This window comes from Microbacterium sp. PI-SA-G, assembly GCF_057215335.1.
The window spans coordinates 1,621,756-1,644,819 of record NZ_CM170103.1 but is presented as its reverse complement, the minus strand read 5'-3'; the positions used below and the strand labels follow the sequence as shown (position 1 = coordinate 1,644,819).

Below are 23,064 nucleotides of genomic sequence, written 5' to 3'. Positions count from 1 at the left end.
GACCTCGTGCCATCGACGGCGCGAGCGCTCACGAGTGGAAGGGAAGCCATGCGACTGGCAACGACGCTTCAGAGGCTCGAACTCGAGACCCGGCCGATCCATCCAGACACGCGGAGGGCTCTCGACCGGCGATGGGCGGAGCTTCCCGAACACGCGAAGACGCCCAACCAGTTGCTCGGCCGCTGCGCCGTGGGCTGCGAGGGAACGCACGGCGTCTTCCCCAAGTGCAACCTGACCTGCTCGCCCTGCTACCACTCGGCCGACGCGAACAAGGTGCGCATCGACGGCGACCACACGGTCGACAACGTCGCCCGTCAGATGTCGTTCCTGAAGCAGATTCGCGGACCCCGCGCGCACGCCCAGCTGATCGGCGGCGAGGTCAGCCTGTTGTCGGCCGAGGACCACGCGCAGTCACTGCTGGCGATGCGCGCGGCGGGCCGCGAGCCCATGTCGATGACGCATGGTGACTTCGACTACGACTACCTGCTCGACATGGTGCTCGATGACAACGGCGCCCCGCGGTTCGACAAGGTGTCGTTCGCGGCGCATTTCGATTCGCTCATGCGCGGCCGTCGCGGAGCCGTGCGTCCGCGCAGCGAGGCCGAGCTGAACCCCTTCCGTGAGAAGTTCGCTCAGATGTTCGTCGACCTCAAGCGCGACCACGGCGTGGGCAGCTATCTCGCGCACAACATGACGGTCACCCCGTCGAACGTCGACGAGGTCGAGCAGCTCACGCGCGACGTGCTCGACATGCCGTTCGACATGATGTCGTTCCAGCCCGCGGCCTTCATCGGCGATGACCGGCGCTGGCGCGAGGACTTCGGCGAGGTCACGATCGACGCCGTGTGGGATCGCATCGAGAAGGGCGCGGGCCACAAGCTCCCCTGGCAGGCCACGCAGTTCGGCGATCCGCGCTGCAACCGCTCTACGGTGGGCGTGCGGGTGGGCGGCGGCTTCGCTGCGCTGCTCGACCCCGAGGAGCCGAAGGACATCGCCGCGCGCGACCGCTTCCTCGATCACTTCGGCGGCATGATCTTCGGCGGCATCCCGAAGGGCATCCTCGTGACGAAGGTCATCCGCGCGGTGGCCGGTCATCCCGGTGACATCCCGCCGCTGATCGGTCTCGCCCGCCGAGTGCTCCGTCGTGCGGGAGGACTGCGTCGCGTCATCCGCGAAGCCCGCCGCGGCAAGGTGTCGTTCAAGACCTTCGTCGTGCACAACTTCATGGACGCCGAGCAGGTCGACCCCGCGTGGAAGCTCATGGAGCAGGGCATCGTCGCAGACGACCCGCTGCTCAAAGAGACGCAGGAACGACTCGGCTCCTGCATGTACGCCATGGCGCACCCCGAAGACGGACGACTCGTGCCCGCGTGCGTGCAGCACTCGGTGCTCGACCCGATCGAGAACGTCGAGCTGCGTCGGCTGCTGCCGCTTCCGTCGGTGCGCGTCGGTGCCGAGCCGCAGGTCGTCGCGCGACCGTCGGGACTGACTACCGTTCGCGAGACCGGCTCGTCGCGCACGGCGACCGTCTGACGACAAGGAGACACTTGACAGTATTGTTCCGCTAGCGGAACAATACTGTTTATGAGCCTGGTCAGTGTGGCGGACGCAGCATCGCGCCTCGGGGTATCACCGCGCCGCGTGAGGGCGATGCTGCGCTCCGGCGATCTGAGCGGTGAGTTCCTCGGACGCCAGTGGATGGTCGATGCGTCCAGCCTCCGGTCATCAGCCCGAAGTTCAGGTCAGCCTTTCAGCCCGCGAATAGCATGGGCGTTCATCGAACTCGCGGATGGCCGAATCCCCGAGTGGGTGTCGCCGTCGGAGCTCTCCCGATTGAGGCTGCGGTGGCGGAGGCTGCGCGAACGAGAGGATGCCGTGCCGGCGTTGCGTTCGGCGCTCGCTCGTCGGGCCGAGTCTTCGAGATGGTCGGCGCCGGACGCTGCCGGCTTGCTGACAGACCCTCGATTTCTCGCCTCCGGAAAGAGCGATCGACGCGGGGGCATCTCCGCGGTGAACTTCGCGGAAGGGTATGTCCACGCTTCCGACATGCACGACGTGGTTCGTATGCACATGTTGCTTCCCGCTCGAGGGCCGGAGAACGTGATCTTGAGAGCTGTTGACGGTCCCGTGTCGGCGCCCGTTCCCTGGCTCGCGGTCGTCGCTGATCTCGCTGACGGCGACGCGCGTGAGATTCAGCAGGCGGAGATCCTCTTCGCGAGGGAGGCACACGGTGACTGAGGTCATCGTCCTGCCAGCGATGACGGATCCGCAGGAGCAGGCCTGGCTCACCCTGCTCGATCTCTACGAGCAGATCCCGTCCGACTGGACCATCGTCGGCGGGCAGATGGTGCTGATCTGGTGCGCTGAGCGAGGCGCGACCATGCCGCGTCCCACTGACGATGCGGATGCCGTCCTTGATGTGCGCACGAACACGGAAATCCTCTTGCAGTTCACGTCCGCCCTCAGCGCCCGCGGTTACGATCCGGTCACGGGAAGTTCGGGTGTGCAGCATCGCTGGAAGAACGGGGACGCCGTTGTGGACGTGCTGATTCCACGGCACCTCGGTCCCAAAAGTGCGAACCGTAGGGGCGCTGGCGGAGGGCGCACTATCGAGACGCCGGGGGCGCAGAAAGTGCTCAACCGTTCGGAAGCCGTGCGCGTCCAGATCGGGGAGCGTCAGGGGACCGTGCCGCGCCCCTCCCTGCTCGGAGCGATCGTGGGGAAGTCGGCGGCATACACAGTCCAGCTGGACCGGAATCGTGACCGTCATCTGGGCGACCTGACTCTTCTAGCCAGCATGCTTCGGCCCAGTGATGTCGACGGCCATCCGCCACTGGACAAGCGCGAACTGCGCCTGGTGTCGAATGCGCTGGGAAGTGCGCGCGCCAAACCCGGCGCAAGGAGACATGTAGACGACGGAGAGGATGGGCTGGATCGGCTCGCCGGTATCGTCAGGGCAACGCAGCGAGCCCGTGAGCTCGGGAACAAGTCGCCGGAGACGGACGCCGTGGCTGTACGGCCCGGATGGGGAAGTGCGCGCTGGGGTCAGCCGGGTGGCGTGGACGCGAAGTCACGGGCTTCGCCGAACTGACAGCAGCGGCAGGGAGACCGTTGAGCGAGCGGCGGTACGCGCCGAACTCCCCGGCCTCAGCCCGCGACGACGTGCACCGCGTCGCGCGGCAGCAGGATCGCGACCCGGTCGCCGACCGCACGCGGGCGGGTGGGCGACGCCTCGGCGTGCACGCGCACATCGCCGCAGCGCACGACGACCTCCGAGCGCGCGCCCGCCACCCGTACGGACTCGATCGCACCGCAGATCGTCGGCGCCGAGGCATCCGCACGCGCATCCGGTGCCGCCTCGTCGACGAGGGTCACGTCCTCATGACGCAGCAGCAGGATGCCGGGGCCGGTCGGCGTTGCGGATGACACGGGCAGTGCGCCCAGCGCGCTGTGGTGCCGTCCGTCGCGGACCTCGCCGGGAAACTCGTTGCGTCCGCCCATCAGCTGCGCGGCGCGCAGCGTCTGCGGTCGGCGGTAGGCCTCGCTGACGGTGCCCTCGTGCAGCAGCACGCCGTGCTCGAGCAGGGCGATGCGGTCCGACGCCCGCGAGGCCTCGTCGCGGTCGTGGGTCACGAGAACGATCGTCGGCGAGACGCTGGCGCGCACCGATTCGAGCAGGTCGTGCATGTCGCTGCGCAGCGCCGGATCGAGGGCGCTGAACGGCTCGTCGAGCAGAAGCACGGCGGGTTCGGCCGCCAGGGCGCGGGCGATCGCGACGCGCTGCTCCTGGCCGCCCGAGAGTTCGCCCACGCGACGGTCGCCGAAGCCGTGCAACTGCACCATGTCGAGGTAGTCGCCCGCGCGGGAGCGGGCGGCCGCGCGGGCCACCCCCGAGACGCGGTCGGCGAAGGCGATGTTGTCGAGCACCGACAGGTGCGGGAACAGCAGGGAGCGCTGGAACACCATGCCGACGCCGCGACGCTCGGCGGCCACGCCGGCGACATCGCGCCCGCCGATGCGCACCGCACCGGCATCCGGATCCTCGAGGCCGGCGATCACCCGCAGCAGCGTGCTCTTGCCGGATCCGCTCGGGCCGAGCACGGCGGTGCAGGTGCCGGCGGGAACCGTGAGGGAGAAGCCGCGCAGGGCCGGTGTCGGGGATCCGGCGAAGGTCTTGTCGAGTCCGTCGAGGACGAGGTCGGCGCTCACGCGGGGACTCCTGAAGATGAGAGGGCGGACGGCGAGGCGGTGGTGCGGCGGCGCGCGGGAGAGTGGCGGGGCCCCCGCAGAGACAGCACCGAGAGCAGCAGGAGGACGGGCGGGATGACCGCGCCGAGCGACATCACGGCGACGGCGGCGTCGTTGCCCAGACCCGCGGCTGCACCGGCGACGACCAGGGGGAGCGTGACGAGTTCGCCACCGCCCACGATGACCGTGACGATGTAGTCGCTCCAGGCGACCAGGAACGCCAGGAAGGCGGCGCGTGCGAGGGCGGGTGCGATTATCGGCAGCTGCACGCGCCACAGCACCTGCGCGGGCCGGGCGCCGAGCAGCCGGGCCTCCTCCTCGTACGAGAGGTCGTAGGCGCCGTATGCCGCGCGCATGACGAAGGTCGTATACGGCAGGGCCATCACCACGAGCACCAGCACGACTCCGACCGCCGAGGGCACGTAGGCGCGGAGCAGCAGCACGTTGACGCCCAGCACGGCGGCGAACGGAGGGAGGGCGATGGGGGCGAGGATGACCGCCGAGACGGTGCGCGGGAACGGCACGGCGCCGAAGGTGAGCGCCCGCGCGGCGAGGGCTCCCAGCGGTGTGGCGATGGCCGCGACGACGAGTCCGAGCAGCAGGGAGCGCCCCGCCGCGGGCAGCAGACCGAAGCCGAGAGCGTCGTCGATGCCCTGCAGCCCCCACGCGGTCGGCAGGGGCGAGGGATACGACCAGGTGTCGGCGAACGACCACAGCACGAGCGGCAGGAAGGGCAGCGCGAACCACACCAGCAGCCCGCCGGTGAGCAGCAGTCGCAGCACGCGGCCGGTGCCGCGCGGACGCGTCAGTGCGCTTGAGCTCATGCCGTCACCGCCACACCGCTGTGCGCCGCAGGGCCGCGAACGTGCCGGCCACCGCCGCGAGCGCGATCGCGCACGTGACCACGGCCACCGCGGCGGCCTCGGGTCGCGACGCGAGCGAGACGCCCTGGAACAGCCGCACCGCGAGTACCGGCAGCGGCTCGGGGTAGGTGCGGCCGAGCAGCCAGGTCACCTCGTACGAGCCGAGGGCGTAGACGAAGCTGATCGCGGCGCAGATGACGATCGTCGGGGCGGTGAGCGGCAGCAGCACATGGCGGAACCGATGCCAACGCCCCGCGCCCAGCAGCGCCGCGGTCTCGTCGTAGGTCGCGATGCGCGTGGCGAGGGTGCCGGTCACGACCAGCGCGACGAACGCCGACTCCTTCCACGCGAACTCGGCGATCACCGCACCCCACAGTGGACCCCCGACCCACGGCGCCCACGCGTCGGGCGGGATTCCGAGCAGCCGCGGCAGCACGCCGGCATCCGACAGCAGCAGACCGAAGGTCGCCGCTCCCACGAGGTGCGGAACGGTCACGGTCGTCGCGCCGAGCGCGGCCAGCAGCCGGCTCCCCGTGCGCGCCGAGACGATCACCACCGCGGTCGCGGTGCCTACCACGACCGCGATCAGCGTCGACACCGCGGCGACCGCGAGCGAGACTCCCGTCGCTGCGGCGAGGTCTGCCGGGTGCGCGGCGAACGCGTCGACGCCCGGGGTGACCGGGCCCGCGATCGGCATGAGCCCGAGGGCCTGCAGCAGTGTCGCGCCGACCCCGCCGCCGACCACCACGAGAGCGATCACGACGGCCGGCAGCACGAGCAGCGTCGCGCGCAGGCGCTCGCCGCGGCTACCACCGCGGCGAGCGACCGGCGCGAAGCTCATCGATCGAGGATGCTGGTGCGCCAGCCCTCGTCGAGTGCCGGCACCCAGTCCGCCGCGAGCTCGCCGTGCGCGTTCTCGGACAGCACCTCGTAGCCCGGCACGACCGGGGAGTCGGGGAGGGCGTCGAACAGCGCGCGGTCGTCGTCGGAGAGTCCTTCGATGTCGAGCACGGTGAACTGACCCCAGACGTCGGGGCGGGCCTTCGCGACCTGCTGCTCCACCGACAGGGCGACGTTCGACACCACCATGGCCCCGGCGATCGAGTCGGAGTTGGCGGGCAGTCCCAGGAAGCTGGCGTTGCCCACGGTCCCGTCCTCGAGCGGGAGGACCGTGGTTCCGGGCGGGTAGGTGCCGTCGGCGACCAGATCGGTCAGCGTCGCCGGGCCGTACGTCATCGTGATGTCGATCTGGCGGTCGGCGAAGAGCTGCCCGAGTTCGGCCTCGTTCGCAGGGTAGGTGTCGCCGCCGCGCCACAGGCTCGGCGCGAGCTGGTTCAGGCGGTCGTAGAGCGCGGGGCTCAGCTCGTCGTACGCGTCGTCGGAGTACTGCGCGGGCACCTCGTCGGCGCCGCCCGAGACGCTGGCGAGCACCTCGCGCACGAACACCGAGCCGGTGAAGTCCGGCGGTGCCGGGTATGTGAAGCGTCCGGGGTTCTCCTCAGCCCACTGCAGCACGCCCTCGAGCGTCGTGGGCGGATCGGGTATGGCCTCGGCGTTGTAGGCGAGGGTGAACTGCGCCTTGTGCCAGGGGGCCTCGCAGCCGTCGACGGGTGTGCCGAAGTCGGACTGCAGGAGCGGGTCGTCCGCGTCGGTGCCGGCCATCGAGGGCAGCAGGTCCGTCCAGCCGCACAGCCAGGCGTCGGCCTCTTTGCCGGTGCGGAAGTTGTCGCCGTTCACCCAGATCAGATCGACGGTGCCGTCGGACCGGCCCGCCTGCAGCTCGGTGAAGACGCGGTTCAGCGCATCGCCGGTGTCGGTGACGGGAACGCGCTCCAGCGTCACTCCGTACTCCGCCACCGCCGGGGCGAGGATGTCGTCGACGTAGGCGTTGCCCTGGTCGTCGCCGCCGTACATCCACAGCTGCACGGTCTGCCCCTCGGCATCGGCGAGCACGGAGTCCCAGTCGTCGTACGACGTGGCCGCGGTCGTCTCGGGAGCGGCGCAGGCGGCCAATCCGAGCAGGGGCAGGGCGAGTGCCAAGGCGGCGCCCTGTCGATATCGGCGTCCGGTGCTGCTCATGTGGTTCCTCGTTTCGGAATCGTCGACCGGGCTGCGTCGCGCCGGACTAGGGTATAGGACGTCGGAGGGATGCTGTGAACACTGACGAATCGCGTGTCCGCAGGTCTCCCTCGAGGCGACGGGCTCTCACCCGTTTGGTGCTTCTCCTTCTGTTCGTCGCCCTCGTCGGAACGGTTGGTTTTCTCTTCGCGCCGACCGATATCGAGGCCGTGCGGGCGTGGGCGGCCGACCTCGGTCCCGGCGGTGCCCTGCTCTTCGTGGTCGGGTATGCGGGGCTCACGCTCACCCCGGTGCCGAAGAACGTGCTCACGGTCGCGGCCGGTCTGGTGTGGGGGTTCTGGCCGGCGCTGCTCATGGTCTACGTCGGTGCGCTGATCGGCGCGACGGCCTCGTTCGTGATCGGGCGAGCGCTCGGCCGCGAGGCGGTGGAGCGTCTCACCGGCGCGCGCGTCGCGCGTCTCGACGCGGCTCTCGCGCACCGCGGACTGATGGCGGTGCTCGGCGCCCGGCTGGTTCCGCTCATTCCGTTCACGCTCATCAACTACGGCGCCGGGCTCACCGCGGTGCGCCGGCGGGACTACGCACTCGGCACTGCTGTCGGCATCATCCCCGGGTCGGCCGCATACGTCGCGCTGGGTGCCTTCGGCCTCGAGCTTGGCCCGCCGTTCTGGGTGGCGCTCGCAGCGCTCGGGGTGCTCGTGCTCGGGGGAGTGGTCGCGGCGGCCGTGCTGCGGCGACGCCAGGGTGCGGACGCGACGGCAAAGACGACGGATGCTGCGCCGGAAGGCTCCCGCGATGCTTGATCGATCCCTGCGCGCGGTGCTCGCCCGTCCGCTCGACGCGGCCGCGGCTGCACTCGACCGCCCAGGCATCACCCCCGACGGACTCACCGTCACGGGCCTGGTGCTCGGCGTCGCATCGGCGGTCACGGCTGCTCTGCAGCTGTGGTGGCTCGCCCTCGCGCTCTGGCTGATCTCACGCATCGCCGACGGTCTCGACGGCACGCTGGCCCGCCGGCGGATCCGCGCCGCAGAAGCACGAGGCGAGCAGCCCGCGCCCTCGCACGCCGGCGGCTTCCTCGACATCACGGCTGACTTCGTCGTCTACGGCGCCACCGTCGTGGGGGTCGCATTCGGAGCATCCGCGCAGTTCGGCGCCCCGTGGTGGCCGTTCCTGCTCGTGCTGCTCGCCTACTACGTCAACGGAACCGCGTTCCTGGCCTTCTCCTCGATCGCCGAGCGCGCCGGTCGCACCCTCGACGACGGGCGGTCGCTGTCGTTCCTCGGTCGCATCGCCGAGGGCACGGAGACGATCGTGGTGCACTCTCTCTGGCTGATCCTGCCGTTCTGGTCGTGGCAGATCGCGATCGTGTGGGCGGTGTTCGTCGCGGTGAGCGCGGTCCAGCGCATCGTCGTCGGGTATCTCTCGCTGCGTTGAGCCCGCGGGTCAGCGCGAGCGCCGGCGGTGCAGCGCGGCCAGCACCCGGATCCCGGCCGCGACGACGCCGTTCCCGAGACCCCGCTGCGCCTCCTTCACCACCGCGTTCCACCCGGCGTCGGAGTACGTGGGATAGGCGTGCATCGTGGTCGCCAGGGTCCGCACGTTCATGCCGGTGCGAACCGCGGTCGTGTATTCCGCGAGCGATTCCCCGGCGCGGGGGCCGACGATGACGGCGCCGGTCACACGTCCGCGACGATCGACCACGATGCTCGTGAAGCCGTCGGTGTGACCGTCGGCGATCGCACGATCGACGTGGGCGTGCTGCTGCACGATCACGCGCATGCCGCGACGCGGCGCATCGGCCGGGCTCACACCGACCGCGCCCACCTCGGGCGAGGTGAACGTGACGCGCGGGACGACGTCGGTGTCGGCCTTGCGCGCGAGTCCGAGCACGGCGTTCGTCGCCGCGACGCTGCCGTACATCCCGGCGGTGTGTGTGAAGCGCGGCAGGGGGGTCGCATCTCCGGCGGCCCGGATGCGGGGGTTCGAGGTGCGCAGCGCGGCATCGATCGCCACCGCGCCCTTCGCATCGCGCTCGACTCCCGCGGCGTCGAGACCGAGGCCGGACGCGTCGACCGATCGGCCGAGCGCGGCCAGCACGCGGTCGAAGCGCACCTCCGTCCCGTCGCTCAGGTGCGCGGTCCCGTCCGGGGACGGCTGATCCGAGGTCCCGTCCGAGGCGAACGCCGTGACGGTCGTCTTCAGCCGCACGTCGACGCCGTCGGCGCGGAGGGCGGCGAGCACGACGGCGCTCGCAGCGGCATCCTCCTTCGGCAGCAGGCGGTCGCCGCGGTGCACGAGGGTGACCGCGCTGCCCAGGCGCGCCATGGCCTGGGCCAGCTCGCAGCCGATCGCGCCGCCGCCCTGCACGAGCAGCCGCGCCGGCATCTCGTCGAGGTCCCAGAAGGTGTCGTTCGTAAGCACTGCGACCGACTCCGAGCCCGTGACATCCGCCCGCACGGGCGAGCTGCCGGTCGCGATCAGCGCATCGCGGAAGGCGATGCGGGCGCCGTCGATCACCACGGACTGCGGTCCGTCGAACCGGGCGCGTCCGACAAGCGTGTGCACGCCGTCGCGCGCCAGGGCCTCGGGGGAGTCCACGGGCTCGATGCGGGCGATCGCCTCGTGCACGTGGTGCATGACGCCGGCGAAGTCGACCCGCACCTCGTCGGTGTGCAGCCCGACATGGGCGCCGTGCCGCGCGGCGTGTGCGGTGGCGGCGGCCGCGATCAGCGCCTTCGACGGCACGCACCCGGTGTGCAGGCATTCGCCGCCGAAGCGCGCCGACTCCACGAGCAGCACCGATGCGCCCAGAGCTGCGGCGGTGCGCGCGCCCACCAGACCCGCGCTGCCGGCCCCGATGACCACCAGATCCCAGGTGCGTCGGGCGGCTTCCGCCGCGGTGAGTGTGCGAGCCGGCCGACGAGGCGATGTACTCATTCCTGAAGCCTAGAGTGGACGCGGACGGGAGGCACGGATGGCGACGTTGTTGCGACGATACGGCCTCGGTGCGCGCTGGTACGACGTGCTGTCGGGCGAACGCTGGGTCTACGGCGCGGGTCGCCGCGCCGGCATCCGTCTGCTGGCACCGCGGCCGGGCGACGTGGTCATCGATCTCGGATGCGGTACCGGCCTGAACTTCCCCGCCCTCGTCGAGGCGACCGGTCCGGAGGGCCTCGTGATCGGGATCGATCGCAGCACCGAGATGCTCGCGATGGCGCAGCGCCGGGTCGATCGTGAGGGCTGGCGCGACCGCGTGCGTCTGATCCAGGCGGATGCCGCAGAGCTCGAGGTCGACGACGTGGCTCAGACCATCGCATCGGTGCGCGGCCAGTCCGCATCCGGAGCCGACGCCCTGCTCGCCACCTATGCGCTGAGCGTGATCCGTGAGCGGGACGACGCCTGGCGTCGTGCCACCGCAACCCTCCGGCCCGGGGCGCGCGCGTGCGTCGTCGACATGCAGACTCCGCGCGGCATCTGGCGTGTGTTCTCTCCGCTGGCGCGGCTGGCCTGCGCCACGGGCGGAGCCGACATCACGGCCGCGCCCTGGCGTCTGCTCGAACGCGACGCCGCGCCGAGCGCCGACGTCGCCCGCGCCGAGCGCAGGGGCGCGCACATCGTCGCCGTCGCCGCAAACCTGGCCTAGAGCCGCGTCACACGGTGCGGCGGGAACCTGCTGTCGAGCCCCCGCCGCATCCGATCGCTCGTTCGACCGTCAGATCTGCTGCTGGCGCGGGGCGAGCGGCAGCGGCTCCATCGGCTGGTCGTTCGCGGTCAGGTCGATGCCGAGGTCGCGCGCGTAGACGCCGCGCGTCGCGATCGTCACCTCGTCGCCGACCTCCGTGAGCTCGAAGACGCGGCCGCCACGCATGCGGTTGCGCTCGGCTCCGTCGAGCCCGTACGCCCCGAAACCCGTGCCGGGGGCGTAGCCGAGCATGACGCCGTAATAGTCGCCCACGTAGTCGTTGATGTGATCGTGGCCGACGAACACGCCCTTCACATCGCCGCGCTCGAGGATCGCGTTGAACATCCCCGAGTTGAACGGTCCGGGGCACTCGTCCTCGTTGCGCTCGCCGACGATCGCGTGTCGGGCCCGACCGCGGGCCGCATCGGCCTCAGTGCGGGTGTCGACTCCGCCCCACCACATGAAGCGGTGCTCCCACAGTGCGATGTGCAGGAACATCAGTCCGGGCACCTTGCGTCCGCGACGCTGCTCGAGCTGCTGCGACTGCTCGCGGTACCAGGCCACCTGGTCCATGCGCAGCCAGTCCCAGGCCGGGTAGCCGGCGAAGTCCTGGCCGTCGATCGCGTCGGGAGCGTAGCGCCCCGAGTCCATCAGCCACAGCGCGAAGGCCTCACGGTTCTTCTTGGCCGCCGACCCGATCGACACGATCGTGTTGCTGGTGCCCGTCACTCCTCGCGTGCTCTCGGCGTTGACGTTGTACTCGTACGAGCGGTAGATCGCCAGCATCCCCGCCTCGTCGACGCCCGACTGGGGGAGCGAGTCCTCGTCGTGGTTTCCGTAGGTGACGGCCCACGGGATGCGTCGGGATTCCATCGGCCAGACGACGTTGTTGATCGCCTGCTTCACCGCGAGCCGCGTCTCGCACCCGCCGGTGATCACGTCGCCGTTGATGACGACGAAGTCCGGCTTCTCCTGGTCGAGCACCTTCTCGATCAGCTCGACCGTGCGCCGGTCGGTGAGCTCGTCGTCCTGCGTGTCGTTGAACTGCACCACCTTGAAGGTGCCGTCGGCGCGGAACCGCAGACGTCCGGCCGCGCCCTTGTTCAGCGGTGCGGACGTTGACGTCGCCGCCGACGATGCCGACGCCGAGGCGGTGCCCAGCGGAAGTGCGGTGCTGAGGGCGCCGAGCGCTCCCGCGGTGAGGACGGTACGTCGGCTGATGGGCAGGTGGTCCGGCATGGGTGTTCTCCTTCGTCTCCGGGCGATCGTCGCCGCGGTGAGACTAGGTCGGCCCGGTGGCGTCGGACTGACGTGCAGGTGAACGACCGATGGCGCCCGTCCGATCCGGCGGCACCGCGCTCAGTCGCGTCCGATGCGCAGCCCGGTCAGCTCCTCCGACACCTGCCACACGCGACGGGCCTCCTCCTCGCTGCGCAGTCGTGAGTAGAGCGGCTGCTCCGAGGGCGCACCTCCCAGACGGCCGAAACCGCTCGGGCTGTACAGCGCACGCCGGCGCGCATCGGGCGAGGTCGCGGCGAACAGCGCGGGCAGAGCCGCCGACTCCGGTGTGCCCGCCAGGATGCCGCGGGCCGACCCCCAGCGGATCACCCGCACCCCGAGCGTGTCCTGCGAACGTCCGAGCTCCGGCCGCGCCGACAGCAGGCTGGTGGGCGCGATGCCGGGGTGCGAGAGATTGCTCGTGATGCCCCAGCCCTCCGCCTCGCTGCGGCGATCGAGCTCCAGTCCGAACAACCCGAACGCGATCTTCGACTGGCTGTATGCATGCATTCCGTTGTACGAGCGCTCCCACTGCAGATCGGACCAGTGGATGGAGCCCTGGTTCGCGGCGACGCTGATCTGCGAGGTCACCCGCGCCTCGCCGTCGCGCAGCAGCGGGAGCAGCTGCGCGACGAGCGCGACGTGACCGAGATGGTTGGTGCCGAACTGCAGCTCGAAGCCGTCCTCGGTGAGCTGTCGGGCGGGCGGAGTCATCACTCCGGCGTTGCTGATCAGCAGATGGATGGGGCGGCCGTCGCTCCGCATCGCGTCACCGAACCGGGCGACTGATGCCAGCGACGACAGATCGACCGGATGGAGTGCGATCTGCGCGGACGGAACCTGCCGGCGGATTCCCGCTGCGGCGGTCTCGCCCTTCTGCGCGGAGCGGACCGGCAGCACGACCTCGGCTCCGGCTGCGGCGAGCCGCGTCGCGATGCGCAGTCCGATCCCGTCGCTGCCGCCGGTGACGACGGCACGTCGTCCGGCCAGGGAGGGGAGGGTGATGTCGACAGTCGTGCGAGCCATGGCGGTCTCCTTCGGTTTCTCCCACCCTCGGGGGCGGGCGGAGACCTATCCAGGGCCTGAGGGTCCCGGGATGCGGGGTCCTCCGTCGGATCGCGCACACCGTTCACGAAGGTAGATACCTATGCGTCGGACGGCGAGTGAACAAAACCGCAACGTGTATTGACAACTTCGCGTATTCCGTCACGCATCGTCGGGTCGGGTTCGAGACTGAGCACGAGGCGCGGAAGCGACCGCGCCCGTCCTGAGTCATCGGAGATGCAATGTCCTCGTATCGCAAGCGAGCAGCTGTCGCGACAGCTGCGGCTGCGTGTGCTCTGTCCGCCCTCGTCGTCGTTCCCGCGAACGCCGCCGTCGAGCCGAAGCCCGTCAAGACGCTCGTCGTGGGCATCGACGGCGCCGCGTTCGACTTCCTCGACGACGCCGACATGCCGAACCTCGACGCGCTGATGGCGCGCGGCATGGTGTCATCCAGCAACCTCTACGCCTCGCCGATGGCGGGCACGATCTCAGGCCCCGGCTGGTCGACGATCGCGACGGGCGTCTGGCCCGACAAGCACAAGGTCGTCGACAACAACTTCACCGCTCCCCGTTTCGACCTCTTCCCTGACTATCTGACCCGCATCGAGTCGGCGCTCCCCGATCGTTCCACCGCCGTGGTGGCGACCTGGTCGCCGATCGCGACCACCGTGTTCGGTGCAGCCGTGGACTCGCGGGTGCGTGGCGGCAACGACGCGGGCACCACCGCGAAGGCCGTCGAGGCGATCGCCGGAGGCGCGGATGACGTCTTCGTGCACCTCGACGAGGTCGACGGCGCAGGTCACAGTGTCGGCACGAACGGCGCCGCCTACGCGCAGGCCCTGGCGAAGGCCGACCGTGAGCTCGGACAGATCCTTGCCGCGGTCAACGCCCGGTCCGCCGGCGAGGACTGGACGGTCGTCGTCACCGCCGACCACGGGCACACGCCCACCGGCGGGCACGGCGGCAACAGCGCTGGCGAGCGCAAGGTGTTCGTCGTCGCCGCAGGCCCCGGCATCACCGCGGGGGTGCGCACCGACGTGAAGGTGTCCGACATCGCACCGACCGTGCTCTCGGCGGTCGGCATCGCCACAGACCCCGCATGGAACCTCGACGGCGCCGCGCTGGCCGATCTCACGCCCGACGCGTTCGACGCGCTGCGCCCGGTGCTGCAGACGCGGGCCGACGAGACCCGCCCGGGAGTCGACGTGCGCGGCTGGACGCACACGACGCCCGAGGGGTGGAGCATCGACAACTCGCGGATGCCCACCGGTGGCGTTCGCGAGTGGGCCGGATGGTCGTTCGCGACCGATGAGTTCTGGACGGGCGTCGAGCTCGGACAGCGCCGCGAGACCTCGGTCCGTGCGCGCGACGTCTTCGCCGTGGCCGACTCCGACGAGTGGGATGACAAGGCGCACGCCGCGGGGGCGTTCGACTCCACGCTCGTGAGCCCCGCCTTCCCGCTCAACGGGTCGCCGACCGCGACGCTGTCGTACACGACGAACTACGTCATCGACGGACCCCAGACGGCCGAGGTGCTGGTCAGCTTCGACGGCGGAGAGCCGCGCTCGGTCAAGAAGTACACCGCGAACACGAACACGAACGAGCGTCTCGCCGTCGAGGTCCCGGCGGGAGCGCAGACCGCGCAGTTCCGCTTCCACTACACGGGCACGAACAGCGCGTTCTGGGTGATCGACGCGGTCGACCTCGGTCAGGAGGCCGTGGTCGCCGACACGCAGAAGCCGGTCGCGACGCTGGCCGCGCCGACCACGGGCGGTCCGACCCCGGCGCTGCAGGTGCGCGTCGACGCGTCGGACGACCGGGGCCTGCAGCGCATCGTGGCGAACATCTACCGCGACGGAAAGCTGGTCAAAAGCACGCAGTCCGCGATGAACGGCGCGAAGACCGGTACCCACACGGCGACGCCGACCCTGCCCGACGGTGCGTACACGATGAAGTACAACGCCGAGGATCTGGCCGGCAACATCGCGCAGACGGGCACGGTCGCGTTCACGATCGACGCGACGGTGCCGAAGGCGACCGTCAAGGACGGTGCCTCGTTCACGGTGGGCGCTGACGGGACGTACGACCTCGTCAGCTTCAAGCTCGCAGACGCGGGCAAGGTCTCGCGGGTCACGCTCAACGGCGTCGTCAAAGACCTGACCGACAACGCCTGGTCGGATCTGAACTTCGTGAAGCCCGGCGTCTTCGGTGCCGTGCAGGGTCTGAACACCCTCATCGTGCACGACGTCGCGGGAAACACCGCGACCACCACGTTCACGTTGAACTGACCGCGAGAGCGATCCGGAGGGGCTTCCTGGCGATTGTCAGGAAGCCCCTTTTCCATCCCATAGAATGAAATGACCAAGGGGAGTACTCCGCCACGGTGGTTTCGTCATTACGGATGCAGTCGCATCCCGGGCCATCGGTTCCTGATCTCAGGAATGGAGAAGACTTTGGCGCTGCTTCTTGCTACGCCGACTCTGGAGCCTGTCTTGGACATCACCCCCCTCATCTGGATCATCACGATCGCGGTCACGATCGCGTTCTTCGTCTACGAGTTCTTCGCGCACGTGCGCACCCCGCATGAGCCGTCGATCGGCGAGTCCGCGCGCTGGTCGGTCTTCTACATCAGCCTCGCGCTGCTGTTCGGCGTCGGCATCGGCGTCGTCTCGGGCTGGACCTTCGGCGGTGAGTACTTCGCCGGCTATCTGACCGAGAAGGCCCTGTCGATCGACAACCTCTTCGTGTTCCTGATCGTGATGACCGGGTTCGCCGTGCCGAAGAAGTATCAGCAGAAGGTGCTGATGATCGGCATCGTGATCGCCCTGATCCTGCGGGGCATCTTCATCGCGGTCGGTGCGACCCTGATCGAGAACTTCTCGTGGATCTTCTACCTCTTCGGTGCGCTGCTGCTGGTGCTGGCCTACCGTCAGGCGTTCAGCAGCCACGAGAGCGACCCCGCCAACGGCCGCTTCATGACGTTCGTGCGTCGTCACCTGCCCGTCAGCGACGAGTACAACGAAGACAAGCTCACGGTCGTCAAGAACGGCAAGCGCTTCGTCACCCCGATGCTGCTCACCATCATCGCGATCGGATTCATCGACCTGGTCTTCGCTGTCGACTCGATCCCCGCGATCTACGGTCTGACCGACCAGGCGTACATCGTCTTCACCGCCAACGCGTTCGCTCTGATGGGGCTGCGTCAGCTGTACTTCCTGATCGGCGGACTCCTCGAGCGCCTCGTCTACCTCGCCCAGGGCCTCGCGGTGATCCTCGCGTTCATCGGTGTGAAGCTGGTCTTCCACGCCCTGCACGTCAACGAGCTGTCGTTCATCAACGGCGGCGAGCCCGTGCTCTGGGCCCCCGAGATCCCGATCTGGTTCTCGCTGCTCTTCATCGCCGCGACCATCGCGGTCGCCACGGTCGCGAGCCTCGTCAAGACGCGCCGCGCCCCGGCATCCGTCACCGCCACCACCACCGATCGCGTCGATCGTCACGATCACGCCGATCTCGACAAATAAGGAGCACTCCTTGAACGCCCACTGTTCTGATTCTTCGGACTCTGACAGTACAAGCGCCCGGCTCACCCCGGGCGCTCACCCCCGGACCCAGCGGGCCTCCCGCTGATGGGCGATCTGTTCTTCAACATCGCTCTGGTCTTCGCGTTCGTCCTGATCGGCGGTGTGTTCGCGGCGACCGAGATGGCGCTGGTCACGCTCCGTGAGAGTCAGCTGAACGCCATCAGTCTGCGCGGTCGGCGCGGCATCAAGGTCGCCGCCCTCGCGAGGAACCCGAACACGTTCCTCTCGGCGGTGCAGATCGGCGTGACGGTCGCGGGCTTCGCCTCGGCCGCCTACGGTGCCACCTCGATCGCGCCGTCGCTCGCTCCCGTGCTCGAGTCGTGGGGCATGGCGGCGCCGCTGGCACTGACCGTCGCGACGCTCGTGCTCACGCTGGTCATCGCGTACCTCTCGCTCGTGCTGGGCGAGCTGGTGCCGAAGCGACTCGCGATCCAGCGCAACGTGCAGTTCGCGTATGCCATCGCGCCGGCGCTCAACGGCTTCGCGACCGTGATGCGGCCGGTGATCTGGCTGCTGTCGATCTCGACGAACGCCCTCGTGCGCCTGCTCGGAGGCGACCCCGACAAGACCGCCGACGAGTTGACCGACGAAGAGGTGCGTGACATCGTCGCCACCCATCAGGGTCTCCCCGACGACGAGCGCCGGATCCTCGACGATGTGCTTTCGCTGCGCGGGCGGCAGATCAGCGAGGTCATGCGGCCGCGGCCCGAGGTCGTCGCGCTCGACGAGACCGCCACGGTCGCCGAGGCGCTGGCCGAGGTGCGTGAGCTGCCGTTCTCGCGGTACCCCGTGTCAGACAAGTCGATCGACGACATCACCGGGTTCGTGCACGTGCGCGACCTGTTCGAGGCGTTCGCGGCCGACCCCGCGAGTCTGCTCGCCACGATCGTCCGGCCGATCCCGTACATCCCGTCGACCGCGCGGGTGCTGCCGACGCTCACGCGCATGCGCGCCGACGGGCATCACATCGCGGTGGTCGTCGACGAGTACGGCGGCACCGACGGGCTCGTCACTCTCGAGGACCTCGTCGAGGAGGTCGTGGGCGAGATCTTCGACGAGTACGACACCGCGGAGCTCGAGTCGCCCGGCGGAGACCTCGACGGACGGCTGAACCTTCAGGACTTCGAGGAGGCGACGGGACTCGAGCTGCCGCGCGGGTCGTCCGACACGGTCGCGGGCTTCGTCACCGAGCAGCTCGGACGGCTGGCGGTGGTCGGCGACACGGTCGACGTGGATGGCGCGACGATCCAGGTCGTCGAGCTCGACCGCCGTCGCATCGCTCGCGTGCGGGTGACCCCGCGCGCCGAAGCTGATGCCGAGGTCGCGGCGCGGACGTAGCCGTCCGCCGCGGGTACCGGGTTCCGGGTTCCGGGTTCCGGGTTCCGGTCGCAGTTGACGCCGCCCGCCTCGCCGGACCCCGGTTTCCGGTCGCACTTGACGCCGGCCGCCACCCGGCAGCGCGGCACGAACTGCGACCGGAACCGACCCACCCGCCGACCCACCCGCCACCCGACGCAACCGCCGAGCCCCCGGTCAGCGAGAGAAACGCACGCCCGTCGCAGCCTCGGCCGCGGTCCACAGCGCCGCGCCGATGGCGGGGGAGCGCACCTCGGCCGATGCCGACACGCGTTTCGGCGCACCACGGAACTCCGCGAGCCCGCTCGGCCCCGAATACTCACCGCCGATGACCTGCGCATCGGTCGCGGCATGCACGATCGGAAGGGCTCCGCCGTCCTTCCCCTGCACCACGACGCGTGTCACCGCGGCGAGCGCGCGCACGGCAGCCGGGGTCTCGCTCACGCCGGGGCGCTGTGGGGTCAGCGGATCGACGGCGTAACCCGGATGCGCGCACACCGCCGACCGCGCCGACTCCGACCAGCGCCGATCGAGTTCGAACGCGAACGACATCAGCGCCGCCTTCGATCGCCCGTACTGTGTGAGCGACGACCCGCGCCAGGGAGCGGAGAGCGCGGCCGGGTCGATCGCCGCGAACCGGTGTGCGATCGATCCGACGGCCACCACCCGCGCATCCGGCGCTAGCGCGTGCTCGAGCTGCGCGATCAGGGCGAAGTGCCCGAGGAAGTTCGTTCCCATCATCAGGTCGAGCCCGTCGTGGGTGCGCTCCGCGGGGTCGGCGGCTTTGACTCCCGCGTTGCAGATGACCGCGTCGAGGCGTTCGTCGAGGAGGGATGCCGCGGCCGCCACGCTCGCGAGCGATCCGAGGTCGAGCGTCACCACGCGCACATCCGCGTCCGGCACCTGCGCGCGGACTGCCGCGACCGCCCGCGCCGCCCGCTCGGTCGACCGGCACCCGAGGAGCACGCGCGCGCCCCGTGCGGCGAGCTGTTCGACGCACCAATAGCCGATGCCGGCGTTGGCGCCCGTGACGAGGATCGTGCGTCCGTGCAGGTCAGTCGTGGCATCCATCCCCTCAACCTAGGTGCCGCGCCGAGCGCGCGCCCCCAGCACGACGTCGATCGCGACGAAGGCGAGCAGCGTCCACCCGACCAGCGGCAGCCAGATCGCGATCAGCACGGCACCCGCGGCCACCGCGGCGATGCCCCACCACGGCGCATCGCCGAGCGCGCCTCGCCGTGGGGGAGCGCCCGCGCGGCGTCGCGACTCGCGCGGCGGGCGACGCGTCATCCACATCGCGTACCCCAGCACCACCATCACGGCGATCGAGATCGCGATCACGAACAGCACGATCTGGTTCGCGAGGCCGAACATCGACCCCATGTGCAGATCGACGCCCCAGCGCGCGAGTTTCGCCGGCAGCGAGTAGTCCGCGAAGTCGACGCGATCGGCGACCTGCATCGTCGTCCCGTCGATCGCGACGGAGTCGACCTCGGTCGGGAACGATGTCTTGATCTCGCGCACCACCCACGCCGAACCGGGCGCGGCGGGCGGTGTGATCTCGACCATCCCGGTGTTCACGTTCGTGCGCTGCGCGATCGCCAGCACGCCATCGAACGTCGCGGGATTCGCGGCGCCGGTCGGGGCCGCAGTTGGCCCATGGTGTCCGGCATGCTCGTCGGCGCCCGCATCCCCACCCGCGTCTCCGAGCGTCGTGGTGAGCGCCGGCGTGCCCCAGTCGAGTGCCGCGCGCAGGTTCGACACGTTCGTACCGGCATGCTGCGACCAGGTGATGCCGGTGGCCGAGAGGAACACCGCGCCGAGCACCACCCAGATCCCCAGCGACGTGTGCCACCCGAACATCCGGCGGTACCCGGTGTGCGCACGATTCGGACGCACGAAGTCCCGCTTCGCCCGCGCGGTGCGGATCCGGATGATCCACAGCGCCAGTCCGGCCAGCGCCACGATGCCGAGCCACGACGCGGCGAGCTCGCTGTAGAGCCGCCCGACGTCGCCGAGGTGCAGGTTGCGGTGCAGGTTGTCGACCCAGATGCGCAGTGGCAGCGCGCCGCTCGTGCCGTACACCGTCAGGTCGCCGCGGATCTCACCCGTGCCCGGATCGACGAGCACGGCGCGCGACTCGCTCGCGCCCAGCCCCTCTTGCGCGAACAGCACTCGCGTGGTGTCGCCGGGTTCGGGCGCTGGACGCACCGCCGAGAGTGTCGCCTCATCGCCGATGTGCTCCTCGGCGATCGTGATCTGCTCGGCCAGGCTGAGCCGGGTCTCGGTGACCGGCGCGTGGAGCTCGTGCGCGTACACGGCCTGCTCGAGCGACGGAGTGAGCGCGTACAGCGCCCCGCTGACCGCCGCGATCACGATGAATGGGGCGACCAGGATGCCGGCGAAGAAGTGCAGGCGCAGCATCAGGGCACCGAACCAGCCGCGGCGCTGCGTCATGCCACCCCTCCGCCCGTGAGCAGCGTGTCGCCGATGAACCCGCCCTCGCGGCATCCCGGCGGAATCGCGAACACCGCCGAGCCGATCGGCGTCGTCCACTCGTTGAGCAGGTCGAGGTCGGCGAGCCGTTGCTGCATGGGCGTGAACTGCCGGCCGACGTCGGCCTGGAACGACACGAAGATCAGCCCCGACTCCGAGATGCCCGTCCCCACCGGCCGCTCGTCATAGTTGTACGCGCGGCGGAAGATCCGTTCACCGTCATCCCCGCGGGCCCGACGCATATGCGCGAACTGCGGGATGACGGGGAAGCCGACGGCTGTCGTCGCCTCGAAGTCGGGTTCGTCGAACTCCTTCGTGCCGGTGAGCGGAGCGCCGTTCGCCATCGTCCGGCCCACCGAGGCCTCGCGTCCGCTGCGATCCAGCCGGTCCCAGGTGTCGAGGTCCATCCGGATGCGTCGCACGACGACACTCGTACCGCCGGCCATCCAGCCCTCGTCCGACCACACCACGGCGTCGAAGTCGGCCGTGCCGGGCTCCGGGTTGGTGGTGCCGTCGACCTGGCCGAAGAGGTTGCGCATGGTCGTGCCGGGGCGCTCGGTGCCGTACGCGCGACGGAACCCGGTTTGGCTCCAGCGCAGCGCGGCGAAGCTGCGGGCGTCCTTCAGCATCATGCGCGCGGCGTGGGCCACGGTCAGCGGATCATCGCCCGCCACCTGGATGAGCAGATCGCCGTCACCGAACTCCGGCTGCAGGCGATCGATCGAGAAGGCCGGAAGCGGGGCGAGCCACGTTGGCGCCACGCCCGCCGCCCGTGCCACGAATCGCGGCCCGAACCCGAATGTCACCGTCAAGCGCGCGGGTGAGAGCGCGAGTTCCGGCTCCGAGTCGGCGAGCGCGGGCTTCCCCTGCGTGAGTCGGGACGCGTCGTCCGACAGGATGCGCATCAATCGAGTCAGTCCGTCGCGGTCGGTGCCGTCGAGCAGGTCGAGTGCGAGGAACTGGCCATGGGCCTGGGCGGCCGTGTCGATCCCTGCCTGGTGCACGCCGAAGAACGGCACGGTCTCCTCGCCGTTCATGGGCGGGATGGGGGCGGCAGCGGGCTGCTGCCGGGTGAGCGCGTAGTCGACACCGATCGCCGCGGCCGCGCCGACACCGGCGACAGCTCCTCCGAGGAGGAACTGCCGCCGGGTCGACCCGGTGCGATCGGAGCGCGCGCCCTCAGCGGGCGCGGGCATCAGTGATCCATGCCTTCGTGCTCGTCGCCCTCTTCGTAGTTCTCGTTCGCGCCCGAGTAGTCCTTCACTGGGGCGTCGAACTCGTACGTCGAATCGTCCGAGAAGGTGAGCGTCATCGAGACGGTGTCTCCGGCCTTCAGCGGAGCCGTGAGATCCATCAGCATCAGGTGATCGGCACCCGGCGCGAGTTCGATCGAGCCACCGGCGGGGATCACGAATCCGCCCTCGATCTCGCGCATGATCATCTCGCCCGCCTCGTTCTCGACGGTCTCGTGCAGTTCGAGCATGCTCGATGCCGGCGACTCGGCCGAGACCACGGTGACATCCTCGGCGCCGTCGTTGACGAGCGTGCCGAACGCCGCCGACATCCCGGTGTCGGCGGACTTGACCCAGCCGTCCTCGATGGTGACGGTGTCGCCGGCGGGAGCCGACGGGGCGGGCGCGGCGGCGCCGGTGGCCGCGCACCCGGTAAGGGCGAGCAGCGATACCGCGACGATACCGCCGAGCCGGGGTGCGGTCGAGTGGCGGGTGCGGGTGGTGCGTGTCGTGTCGTTCATGAGTCAGACCTTTCAGAGCTGGTGTTCGCAGCGTCGCCGTCGGCGGATGCTGCGGGTGCCGTGCGAGGACGGCGAAGGATTCGGAAGAGGGCGAAGGCGACGGCGGCGAGAACCGCGCCCCCTCCGCCGATCAGCAGCACCCGGGGGATGCCGCCGGAGTCCGTCGTGGTCTGATCCTCGGTCCCGCTGTCCGCGGACGCGCCGCTCGAGTCGCTCCCGCTCGAGCTGCCAGATGCCGCGCTGTCGCCGCCCGCGCTCGCAGATGCCATCGGTGCGGCATCCCCGATCGTGAACGGGACGATGCCCGAGATCGGATGGCCGTCCTCTGACACCACCTGCCAGCGCACCTGGTAGCCGGCGTCCGGCATACCGGGCTCGACGCCGGCGGTCACGGTGTTGCCCGCGACCTCGACGTCGCCCGTCGCCCAGTCGCGGCCGTCCTCATCGATGACGATGACGACGGCGCCCAGGGTGGAGTCGCCGAGCACCAGCAGCTCTCCCGAGAACGTCAGGACGATGCTCTCGGGCGGAGCGGCGAGCGCCTCATCGGCGGCGGGCGTGCTGTGGACCAGCGAATCGTGGGCGGATGCCGGTGCGGCGATCGCGAGGACCGCGACAGCCGCCACCGCCAGACCCACGGCGATTCTGCGGACAGGGGACATGAACGAAGACCTCTCGACA

The 23,064-nt window shown here is 70.1% G+C and carries 21 protein-coding genes; 9 read left to right on the top strand and 12 right to left on the bottom strand.

Going from position 1 to position 23,064, the window contains the following annotated elements:
* Positions 1-48 precede the first annotated feature (48 nt).
* Genes AC2D10_RS08155 through AC2D10_RS08145 form a run of 3 tightly spaced genes read left to right on the top strand, consistent with a single transcriptional unit; the run spans position 49 to position 3,091 of the window.
* The gene (locus AC2D10_RS08155) at positions 49-1,533 is read left to right on the top strand and encodes a hypothetical protein (RefSeq protein ID WP_484711589.1); all 1,485 of its coding nucleotides are present in this window, start codon (positions 49-51) and stop codon (positions 1,531-1,533) included.
* A gap of 51 nt (positions 1,534-1,584) precedes the next feature.
* Positions 1,585-2,238 (top strand): helix-turn-helix domain-containing protein, encoded by a 654-nt coding sequence (locus AC2D10_RS08150; protein WP_484711588.1) that lies wholly within the window; start codon positions 1,585-1,587, stop codon positions 2,236-2,238.
* The gene (locus tag AC2D10_RS08145; RefSeq protein WP_484711587.1) at positions 2,231-3,091 is read left to right on the top strand and encodes a hypothetical protein; all 861 of its coding nucleotides are present in this window, start codon (positions 2,231-2,233) and stop codon (positions 3,089-3,091) included. The genes AC2D10_RS08150 and AC2D10_RS08145 overlap by 8 nt, the downstream gene beginning before the upstream one ends.
* A 56-nt stretch (positions 3,092-3,147) precedes the next feature.
* On the opposite strand, the gene AC2D10_RS08140 is transcribed toward AC2D10_RS08145, so the two are convergent.
* Genes AC2D10_RS08140 through AC2D10_RS08125 form a run of 4 tightly spaced genes read right to left on the bottom strand, consistent with a single transcriptional unit; the run spans position 3,148 to position 7,190 of the window.
* Positions 3,148-4,209, bottom strand: coding sequence for an ABC transporter ATP-binding protein (locus AC2D10_RS08140; RefSeq protein WP_484711586.1), 1,062 nt, complete (start codon positions 4,207-4,209; stop codon positions 3,148-3,150).
* A complete protein-coding gene (locus AC2D10_RS08135; RefSeq protein WP_484711585.1) occupies positions 4,206-5,072 on the bottom strand; it encodes an ABC transporter permease in 867 nt (288 codons plus the stop codon). The genes AC2D10_RS08140 and AC2D10_RS08135 overlap by 4 nt, the downstream gene beginning before the upstream one ends.
* Positions 5,073-5,076: 4 nt before the next feature.
* Positions 5,077-5,952, bottom strand: coding sequence for an ABC transporter permease (locus AC2D10_RS08130; RefSeq protein ID WP_484711584.1), 876 nt, complete (start codon positions 5,950-5,952; stop codon positions 5,077-5,079).
* A complete protein-coding gene (locus tag AC2D10_RS08125; RefSeq protein ID WP_484711583.1) occupies positions 5,949-7,190 on the bottom strand; it encodes an ABC transporter substrate-binding protein in 1,242 nt (413 codons plus the stop codon). Before AC2D10_RS08125 ends, AC2D10_RS08130 begins: the two co-directional genes overlap by 4 nt.
* A gap of 137 nt (positions 7,191-7,327) precedes the next feature.
* On the opposite strand from AC2D10_RS08125, the gene AC2D10_RS08120 reads away from it, so the two are divergent.
* Positions 7,328-7,993, top strand: a complete 666-nt coding sequence (locus AC2D10_RS08120) for a TVP38/TMEM64 family protein (RefSeq protein ID WP_484711582.1) — start codon at positions 7,328-7,330, stop codon at positions 7,991-7,993.
* A complete protein-coding gene (locus AC2D10_RS08115) occupies positions 7,986-8,627 on the top strand; it encodes a CDP-alcohol phosphatidyltransferase family protein (protein ID WP_484711581.1) in 642 nt (213 codons plus the stop codon). The genes AC2D10_RS08120 and AC2D10_RS08115 overlap by 8 nt, the downstream gene beginning before the upstream one ends.
* 9 nt (positions 8,628-8,636) lie before the next feature.
* Here the strand turns inward: AC2D10_RS08115 and AC2D10_RS08110 are convergent, their stop codons facing one another.
* Positions 8,637-10,130 carry a dihydrolipoyl dehydrogenase family protein gene (locus tag AC2D10_RS08110; RefSeq protein WP_484711580.1) on the bottom strand — a complete coding sequence of 498 codons (1,494 nt, stop codon included), beginning with the start codon at positions 10,128-10,130 and terminating at the stop codon, positions 8,637-8,639.
* A 37-nt stretch (positions 10,131-10,167) separates the two neighbouring features.
* Between AC2D10_RS08110 and AC2D10_RS08105 the strand changes: the two genes are divergently transcribed.
* Positions 10,168-10,836 carry a class I SAM-dependent methyltransferase gene (locus tag AC2D10_RS08105; RefSeq protein ID WP_484711579.1) on the top strand — a complete coding sequence of 223 codons (669 nt, stop codon included), beginning with the start codon at positions 10,168-10,170 and terminating at the stop codon, positions 10,834-10,836.
* A 69-nt stretch (positions 10,837-10,905) separates the two neighbouring features.
* On the opposite strand, the gene AC2D10_RS08100 is transcribed toward AC2D10_RS08105, so the two are convergent.
* Positions 10,906-12,114 (bottom strand): metallophosphoesterase family protein, encoded by a 1,209-nt coding sequence (locus AC2D10_RS08100; protein WP_484711578.1) that lies wholly within the window; start codon positions 12,112-12,114, stop codon positions 10,906-10,908.
* A gap of 120 nt (positions 12,115-12,234) precedes the next feature.
* On the bottom strand, positions 12,235-13,179 hold the full coding sequence (locus AC2D10_RS08095; RefSeq protein ID WP_484711577.1) for an SDR family oxidoreductase: 945 nt from the start codon (positions 13,177-13,179) through the stop codon (positions 12,235-12,237).
* A gap of 260 nt (positions 13,180-13,439) precedes the next feature.
* Here AC2D10_RS08095 and AC2D10_RS08090 point away from each other — a divergent pair, with 260 nt between their 5' ends.
* The 3 genes from AC2D10_RS08090 to AC2D10_RS08080 all read left to right on the top strand — a co-directional run bounded on the left by AC2D10_RS08090 (position 13,440) and on the right by AC2D10_RS08080 (position 18,116).
* Complete coding sequence (locus AC2D10_RS08090; protein WP_484711576.1) at positions 13,440-15,485, top strand: alkaline phosphatase family protein; 2,046 nt, start codon at positions 13,440-13,442, stop codon at positions 15,483-15,485.
* Between the two features lie 204 nt (positions 15,486-15,689).
* Positions 15,690-16,718: a TerC family protein gene (locus AC2D10_RS08085; RefSeq protein WP_484711575.1), complete on the top strand. Its 1,029-nt coding sequence runs from the start codon at positions 15,690-15,692 to the stop codon at positions 16,716-16,718.
* Positions 16,719-16,823: 105 nt separating this feature from the next.
* The gene (locus tag AC2D10_RS08080) at positions 16,824-18,116 is read left to right on the top strand and encodes a hemolysin family protein (RefSeq protein ID WP_484711574.1); all 1,293 of its coding nucleotides are present in this window, start codon (positions 16,824-16,826) and stop codon (positions 18,114-18,116) included.
* 195 nt (positions 18,117-18,311) lie between these two features.
* Here the strand turns inward: AC2D10_RS08080 and AC2D10_RS08075 are convergent, their stop codons facing one another.
* Genes AC2D10_RS08075 through AC2D10_RS08055 form a run of 5 tightly spaced genes read right to left on the bottom strand, consistent with a single transcriptional unit; the run spans position 18,312 to position 23,045 of the window.
* Positions 18,312-19,205 carry an SDR family NAD(P)-dependent oxidoreductase gene (locus AC2D10_RS08075; RefSeq protein WP_484711573.1) on the bottom strand — a complete coding sequence of 298 codons (894 nt, stop codon included), beginning with the start codon at positions 19,203-19,205 and terminating at the stop codon, positions 18,312-18,314.
* Positions 19,206-19,214: 9 nt separating this feature from the next.
* Positions 19,215-20,591, bottom strand: a complete 1,377-nt coding sequence (locus tag AC2D10_RS08070; RefSeq protein WP_484711572.1) for a PepSY-associated TM helix domain-containing protein — start codon at positions 20,589-20,591, stop codon at positions 19,215-19,217.
* Positions 20,588-21,826, bottom strand: a complete 1,239-nt coding sequence (locus AC2D10_RS08065; protein ID WP_484711571.1) for a Dyp-type peroxidase — start codon at positions 21,824-21,826, stop codon at positions 20,588-20,590. The genes AC2D10_RS08070 and AC2D10_RS08065 overlap by 4 nt, the downstream gene beginning before the upstream one ends.
* A complete protein-coding gene (locus AC2D10_RS08060) occupies positions 21,826-22,383 on the bottom strand; it encodes a copper chaperone PCu(A)C (protein ID WP_484711570.1) in 558 nt (185 codons plus the stop codon). The genes AC2D10_RS08065 and AC2D10_RS08060 overlap by 1 nt, the downstream gene beginning before the upstream one ends.
* Positions 22,380-23,045, bottom strand: coding sequence for a copper resistance CopC family protein (locus AC2D10_RS08055; RefSeq protein ID WP_484711569.1), 666 nt, complete (start codon positions 23,043-23,045; stop codon positions 22,380-22,382). The genes AC2D10_RS08060 and AC2D10_RS08055 overlap by 4 nt, the downstream gene beginning before the upstream one ends.
* Positions 23,046-23,064: the final 19 nt, after the last annotated feature.

What these genes read in the sequence shown, in the direction of transcription:
- AC2D10_RS08100 (WP_484711578.1), bottom strand. Translation starts at nt 12,114, where the DNA reads ATGCCGGACCACCTGCCCATCAGCCGACGTACCGTCCTCACCGCGGGA.
- AC2D10_RS08150 (WP_484711588.1), top strand. Translation starts at nt 1,585, where the DNA reads ATGAGCCTGGTCAGTGTGGCGGACGCAGCATCGCGCCTCGGGGTATCA.
- AC2D10_RS08135 (WP_484711585.1), bottom strand. Translation starts at nt 5,072, where the DNA reads ATGAGCTCAAGCGCACTGACGCGTCCGCGCGGCACCGGCCGCGTGCTG.
- AC2D10_RS08105 (WP_484711579.1), top strand. Translation starts at nt 10,168, where the DNA reads ATGGCGACGTTGTTGCGACGATACGGCCTCGGTGCGCGCTGGTACGAC.
- AC2D10_RS08155 (WP_484711589.1), top strand. Translation starts at nt 49, where the DNA reads ATGCGACTGGCAACGACGCTTCAGAGGCTCGAACTCGAGACCCGGCCG.
- AC2D10_RS08070 (WP_484711572.1), bottom strand. Translation starts at nt 20,591, where the DNA reads ATGACGCAGCGCCGCGGCTGGTTCGGTGCCCTGATGCTGCGCCTGCAC.
- AC2D10_RS08090 (WP_484711576.1), top strand. Translation starts at nt 13,440, where the DNA reads ATGTCCTCGTATCGCAAGCGAGCAGCTGTCGCGACAGCTGCGGCTGCG.
- AC2D10_RS08115 (WP_484711581.1), top strand. Translation starts at nt 7,986, where the DNA reads ATGCTTGATCGATCCCTGCGCGCGGTGCTCGCCCGTCCGCTCGACGCG.
- AC2D10_RS08125 (WP_484711583.1), bottom strand. Translation starts at nt 7,190, where the DNA reads ATGAGCAGCACCGGACGCCGATATCGACAGGGCGCCGCCTTGGCACTC.
- AC2D10_RS08055 (WP_484711569.1), bottom strand. Translation starts at nt 23,045, where the DNA reads ATGTCCCCTGTCCGCAGAATCGCCGTGGGTCTGGCGGTGGCGGCTGTC.
- AC2D10_RS08110 (WP_484711580.1), bottom strand. Translation starts at nt 10,130, where the DNA reads ATGAGTACATCGCCTCGTCGGCCGGCTCGCACACTCACCGCGGCGGAA.
- AC2D10_RS08075 (WP_484711573.1), bottom strand. Translation starts at nt 19,205, where the DNA reads ATGGATGCCACGACTGACCTGCACGGACGCACGATCCTCGTCACGGGC.
- AC2D10_RS08080 (WP_484711574.1), top strand. Translation starts at nt 16,824, where the DNA reads ATGGGCGATCTGTTCTTCAACATCGCTCTGGTCTTCGCGTTCGTCCTG.
- AC2D10_RS08095 (WP_484711577.1), bottom strand. Translation starts at nt 13,179, where the DNA reads ATGGCTCGCACGACTGTCGACATCACCCTCCCCTCCCTGGCCGGACGA.
- AC2D10_RS08065 (WP_484711571.1), bottom strand. Translation starts at nt 21,826, where the DNA reads ATGCCCGCGCCCGCTGAGGGCGCGCGCTCCGATCGCACCGGGTCGACC.
- AC2D10_RS08060 (WP_484711570.1), bottom strand. Translation starts at nt 22,383, where the DNA reads ATGAACGACACGACACGCACCACCCGCACCCGCCACTCGACCGCACCC.
- AC2D10_RS08130 (WP_484711584.1), bottom strand. Translation starts at nt 5,952, where the DNA reads ATGAGCTTCGCGCCGGTCGCTCGCCGCGGTGGTAGCCGCGGCGAGCGC.